Here is a 5822-nt window from a genome sequence, read left to right on the forward strand (position 1 = left end):
AACAATCTGGCGCACGGTGGCGCGCGCCAGAGGTCATACACGCCTTCGGATCGAACCGATCAGTAGGCCGTACGCAACGTCAACATCACGGTACGCGGCTGTCCGCGTGCGTACGCCGCGGCAAAGTAGTCGCGATCGAACAGGTTGTTGGCGTTGAGCGAGAGCGACGTCTTCTTCGTGAAGGCATAGCTGATCGACGCATCGACCACCGCGTAGAAGCCCTGCGTGGCGGTATAGCCGTTACGCGAGGCCGACGTTTCGCTCACCGCCGTGACGCCACCGCCCAGCGTGAGGCCATGCAACATGCCCGGCAGGCGATAGCTGGTCCAGAGCTTGAAGATGTTGTGCGGCGAGATCGACGAGAACGGCGACGCGATCGTGTCGAAGCTGTTCGAATCTTCCAACTGGCTGTTGTTGTACGTGTAGCTGCCGAACAACTTCCAGCCCGGCGTCAGTTCCCCGGTCCCCGACAGTTCGAAGCCACGCGTGCGCGCCTTGCCCAGTCCGATGTAGTGCGACGAGGTCGGATCGTTCGGATCGACCATGGCGCGATTCTTCTGGTTGATCTGATACACCGCGAACGCCGTCGTGAAACGGCCGTCCATGAACTCGCCCTTGATCCCCGCCTCGTACTGATCGCCCGTGATCGGCTTGATCAGCGTGCCGGAGGTCGTGAGCAGGTTGTCCTGCGGCTGGAAGATGCTCGTGTAGCTCGTGTAGACCGACCAGGTCTTGTTCAGGTCGTACACCAGACCGGCGTAGCCCGTGAACTTGCCGGAATTGCCCACCGAATTCCCCGTCAGGCCGAAGACGTTGTACGTCGGATCGACCGCGAAGCGCGACTGATACCAGCTCACGCGCCCGCCGAGAATCAGGGTCAACTGATCGAGCAGCGAGAGACGCGTCTGACCGTAGAAGCCATACTGCTTGGCGTACGTGTTGTTACGGCTGGTGGTGTCCGGGGTGCCCGGGAACACCGGCATCGGATACAGAATGTCCAGCAAGTTGACGTTCGTCACGCTGAACAGATTGCTCGGGTCGCCGTAATACTGCGACTGGTGTTCGACCATGCGCATGTAGTTCGCGCCGATGGTCGCCTGATGCGTGCGGCCGAACAACGTGAACGGGCCCGTTGCCGACACGTCGATGTTCGTCTTGCCTTCGCTCACCACGTTGTTCGTTGCGCTGATGTCGCCCGTGTACGTCGCCGGGTCCCAGGCGTTGAACTGGCTGGCTTGCAGCGTGGTCGAGCGCGAGTAGACGTAATCGAGCACGGCCTTGGCAGTCCAGCCGCCGCCCAGCTTCTGGTGCAGTTCGGCGAACAGGTCCGTCGTGCGGAACGTGTCCCGGTTCCAGCCCGCGCCGTAGTAATGGCCACGCGGCAGGTCACCGTAGGTGCCGTTGGTGTAGATGCCCCAGATCCACGGCTCGTTGGAGGTGTACTCGCTGTAGCTCGCCCCCACGCGCAGCAGGGTCGTGGACGTCAGATCGGCTTCCAGCGTGCCGTACAGCACCTTGTTACGCGTATTCGTGGTGTCCTGAATGCCATTGGCGCCGGTGTACGACACGACCGCGCGACCGCGCAGCGAGCCCGACGGATTGAGCGGGCCGCCCACGTCGAGGGTCGCGCCGCTGTTGCCGCGCGTGCCGCCCGAGAGCGTTGCGCTCGCTTCGAACTCTTTCTGCGCGTGCTTGCGCACGAGATTCACGGCACCGCCCGGTGCGCCGAAACCGTTGAGCAGCCCGCTCGGGCCGGTCAGCACTTCCACACGGTCGTAGATCGCGAGGCTCGGCTGGAAGGTGTCGGCCGTCACCGAAATACTGCTGTTCACGAAGGACGGTGTGCCGTCCACGAGGAATGACGTGATCGGGAAGCCGCGCGCATAGTACTGCACACGGTCCGAATCGCTTTGCAGCGTCGTGATGCCCGGTGCGTACTGCATCGCATCCTTGAGCGTCTGGAAGTTCTGCTCCCTGATCTGTTCCTGCGTGATCACCGACACGCTCTGCGGGATTTCGCGCGCCGTCATCGGGATCTTCGAGCCGACCGTGGTAGCCGGATTGAGGGCCTCGGCCACCGGATCACGGCGGTCTTCGACATTCGTCGCGGGTAGCGATGCGGCTTGTGTGCCGGCCGCCGGAGATGACGTAGCGTCACCGCCGGCATTGTTCTGGGCGGTCTGCGACTGCGACTGCGCTGCGGCGGCCTGCCCAAGGACCAACAGCATGACCGCCAGACTCATGCGACTCGGTGTGAGTACGCCCCTCCTTTTTGACCGGCACTGCCCGTGAATCGACTTCATGTGCAACCTTCCCCTATGACGTGTAATGGCGCGCTCTCAGCGGCGCATGCTGCATCGGGATTCGGAGATACGCCCGATGTATGAATCCGAAGAAAATCTTGGAAATAATAACCGTTCTCATTACCATTCACAATTGAAAAGACGAATCGGTGATGACAACTAAGCGATTTCAGCAACATCCCGGGAGATTGCGTCGTCAATCTCACCGGGATGCGGCCGAAATGTCGGTGTGCGATGGTTCAGGACGCCGCGCTGCTCGCCTGACGCGCCCGTGCCAGCAGCGCCGCCTGCGCCTCTGGTGGCAAAGCGTCGAATGTGAGTCGCGCCTGTGCGCGCCGCACCAGCGCCTCGCCCCCGTCGGGGCGCGCCAGCAGGGCGTTCGCCAGCGCCCGCACCGTGGGGTTGGCAAAGACCAGTCCGGGCAGCACTTCGATGTGCAGCCCTTCGCCGATTCGGGCAACGAAACGAATCACCGTGAGCGAATCCCCGCCGAGGTCGAACAGGCTTCGCGTCACGCCGACCGGCGCACGCCCCAGCAAGTCTTCGAGACGCTTCGCGAGCCAGGTCTCGAGCGGGGTCTGCGGGGCGACGTCGACCGCACCGCCCTCGCCCGCCATGGCGCCGTCTCTCGGGTCCGGCAATGCCTGACGGTCGACCTTGCCGTTCGCCAGACGCGGAATCGACGCCAGCGTGAGCACGAACGCGGGGATCCATGCGGCGGGCAGACGCTCGACCAGCGCGTCACGCACCTGCCTCTGCGCATCGGCCATTCCGGGCGCCACCACATACGCGGCGAGTTGCACCTGCGTGCCGCTGCCCCATGGGCGCACCGCCGCCTGCGTCACCCCTCGAATGTCGCGGCACGCGGCTTCGATTTCCGCCGGCTCCACCCGGTGGCCGCGAATCTTGACCTGTTCGTCGGCGCGGCCGAGCCATTGAACACCGCCCTGCGGCAACCAGCGCGCGACGTCGCCGGTGCGGTAGAGCCTTACTCCCGGCTGGAACGGATCGTCGACGAACCCTTCGCGGGCGTCGCGTCCGAGGTAGCCCTGTGTGAGTTGCTCACCGCCGATGTAGAGCATGCCGCGCGCCCCGACCGGCGTGAACGACAGGTCATCGTCGAGCACCCGCACGTAGCAGTTGGCGAGCGGCTGTGTCAGCGGCAGCGCGCCGTTGTCATCGCCACCGTCATCGTTGCTGTCATGACTACCACCTGCTGCCTCGCAGACATGGGTCAGCACCCCCACGGTCGTCTCCGTCGGCCCGTAGTGATTGACGATACGGACGTCCGGGCGAATGCGGCGCAATGCGTCCACCAGCGACGGCTGCGTCGCCTCCCCGCCGAGCACGACGGTGCCGGGCAGGATCGCAGACGGCACCTGCACCAGCGCGTCGAGATGCGACGGCGTGATCTTCACGATATCGATGGCATTGCTGCCGACGAAACGGGCAAACGCCGCGCCGTCCGCCATGTCGGCCTCGTTGGCGACCACCAGACAGGCCCCGGCGGCCATTGCGCCGAATAGCGCCGTATTGCCGAGATCGGCCGCCACCGTCGAGGTCAGCGCGACCCGATGCCCAGGCGAGAGCGACAGCACATTCGAGATGGCATGCGCGTAATTAGCCAACTGACGATGACCAATCGGCACCCCCTTGGGCGTGCCGGTCGAGCCTGAGGTGAAGACGACGTACGCGCGATCCGTCGCTCGCGGCGCCGGCAGGGTCGCGTCGCCGACCATCGGCTGCATCAGTTCGGAAAACGATACGAGCGGCACCGACGGCACCGGCGCCGATGCATCGAACGGCGGGGCCACGATCGCCAGCACGGGGGTAGCCTGCGACAGCACGGCATGCACGCGCGACACCGGCCACGACGGATCGAGCGGCACATAGGCCGCCCCCGCGCGCATCGTCGCCAGCAGGGCGATCACCATGTCCACGCTGCGCGGCATGGCAAGCGCGACCGTGTCGCCCGTGCGTACGCCCTTCGCTTGCAGATGCGCCGAGACCTTCAACACCTCGCTCGTCAGCTCCGACCACGTGAAACGTTTGCCGTCGCCGTCCAGCGCCGGGGCATCGGGCCGCTCCTGCGCATGACGCAACAACGCGTGGACGACCGTCTCGTCGGCCACCGTCAGCGCCGGTCCCGCCCAGCCCAGATAGCGCGACTTCTGGAGATCGGACGTCACCTCGATCTGACGCCACGGCCTGTCGGCGCTGGCCGGCACCGTGAGCGATGCCAGCAACGTCAGATACTGATCCGCGAGCACGTCGAGCGCATCGACCGGATAGGCGCAAGCGTCGCCCGTCAACGCGAGTTGGGTGACGGCGCCGCGGGCATCCGTGACCAGATCCAGATGGCATTCCGCTTTGCCCAGCGGTGCCGTCACGCCGACCAGACGCGTGCGCGCAGCCGGCGAATCCCACACGACGATGCGCACCGATGTCAGGACATGATTGCCGATGTCGGCCGGCACGGATTCCTGCCAGTTGCGATGTTCGTCGATGGCCTCGCCCAGCCGGCAGGCGATATCGACGAGCGAGAGCGTGTCGTCGAGGAACACACGCACCGGCATGCGCCGCTCGAACACGCCGAGCGAGCCGGCGAGCGGGCCGTAGTCCGCGCGACAGTCGTGGCAGACGGTGCCATCGACCGGCGACTGCCCGCCGATGCGGGCCAGCAGCGCCCACCACGCCGCCTGCAACAACAGGTCCGGTGCAATGCCGCGCGCCTGCGCCATGGCGACGAGCGCCGAGCCGGTCTCGCCGGGCACGACGCGTCGCACCCCATGCGCCACCGTCTCCTGTGCCGCCTCGCCACTGCCGGGCAGCCGACGGTGCGCCGCGAGACGCACGCCCGTGCGTGGCGAGCCGGCTTCGTCGAGGTACCGACGCCAGTAGGCCTTGCCGTCGAGTCCTTCGGTACCTTCGACGAGACTGTCGCGCCACGAAGCGAAGTCCTCGTATCGCAACGGCGCATCGTCATCGACGCCGACCTGCCCCGGCACATCCGATGCCAACGCGATCAGTTCCTGCGCGAGCGCGACGAGGCTGGCTTCGTCGAACAGCCAGGCCCGCGCCATGAGGATCAGACGGGTGTCGCCTTGCGCGGCATCGACCACGCCATCGCAGGTGAGCCAGATCGCACAGGCGTTGGCGCGTTGCGAGGCGGCGTCTTCGGGCATCGGGCCGGCGGCTTCGGCCAGCGCAGCGGCGTCTGCCGACGTGTGGTTCACCCGTCGCGCAATCCACGGCAAGCCCAGCGCAGGCGCCTGCGGGAGGTGCCGCACGCCGCGAAAGCCTTCGACCTGCCCGGTCGCCATCGTGAGCAGTTCATGGCGTTCGGACAGCATCGCCCATGCCTGACGCACCGCGTCCGGGGAAAGCACCGCATCGGGCGCCACCACGACGGCCACACTGGCCGCCTCCATGCCGAGAGCCACGCGCGTGCGTTGCTCCGGCGTCAATGCAAATCCGGTATCGGTCATCGTTTGAGGCTCTGTCGGGTGAGACGATGCG

General features: G+C 66.0%; 2 protein-coding genes. Both read right to left on the reverse strand.

Going from position 1 to position 5822, the window contains the following annotated elements; translation table 11 throughout:
- Nucleotides 1-59: 59 nt before the first annotated feature.
- A complete protein-coding gene (locus tag A9762_RS10000; RefSeq protein WP_170836214.1) occupies nt 60-2228 on the reverse strand; it encodes a TonB-dependent siderophore receptor in 2169 nt (722 codons plus the stop codon).
- A 314-nt stretch (nt 2229-2542) separates the two neighbouring features.
- Nucleotides 2543-5791, reverse strand: coding sequence for an amino acid adenylation domain-containing protein (locus A9762_RS10005; protein ID WP_069341867.1), 3249 nt, complete (start codon nt 5789-5791; stop codon nt 2543-2545).
- Nucleotides 5792-5822 lie beyond the last annotated feature (31 nt).

It is taken from the genome of Pandoraea sp. ISTKB, assembly GCF_001721285.1.
GTDB classification, from domain to species: domain Bacteria; phylum Pseudomonadota; class Gammaproteobacteria; order Burkholderiales; family Burkholderiaceae; genus Pandoraea; species Pandoraea capi.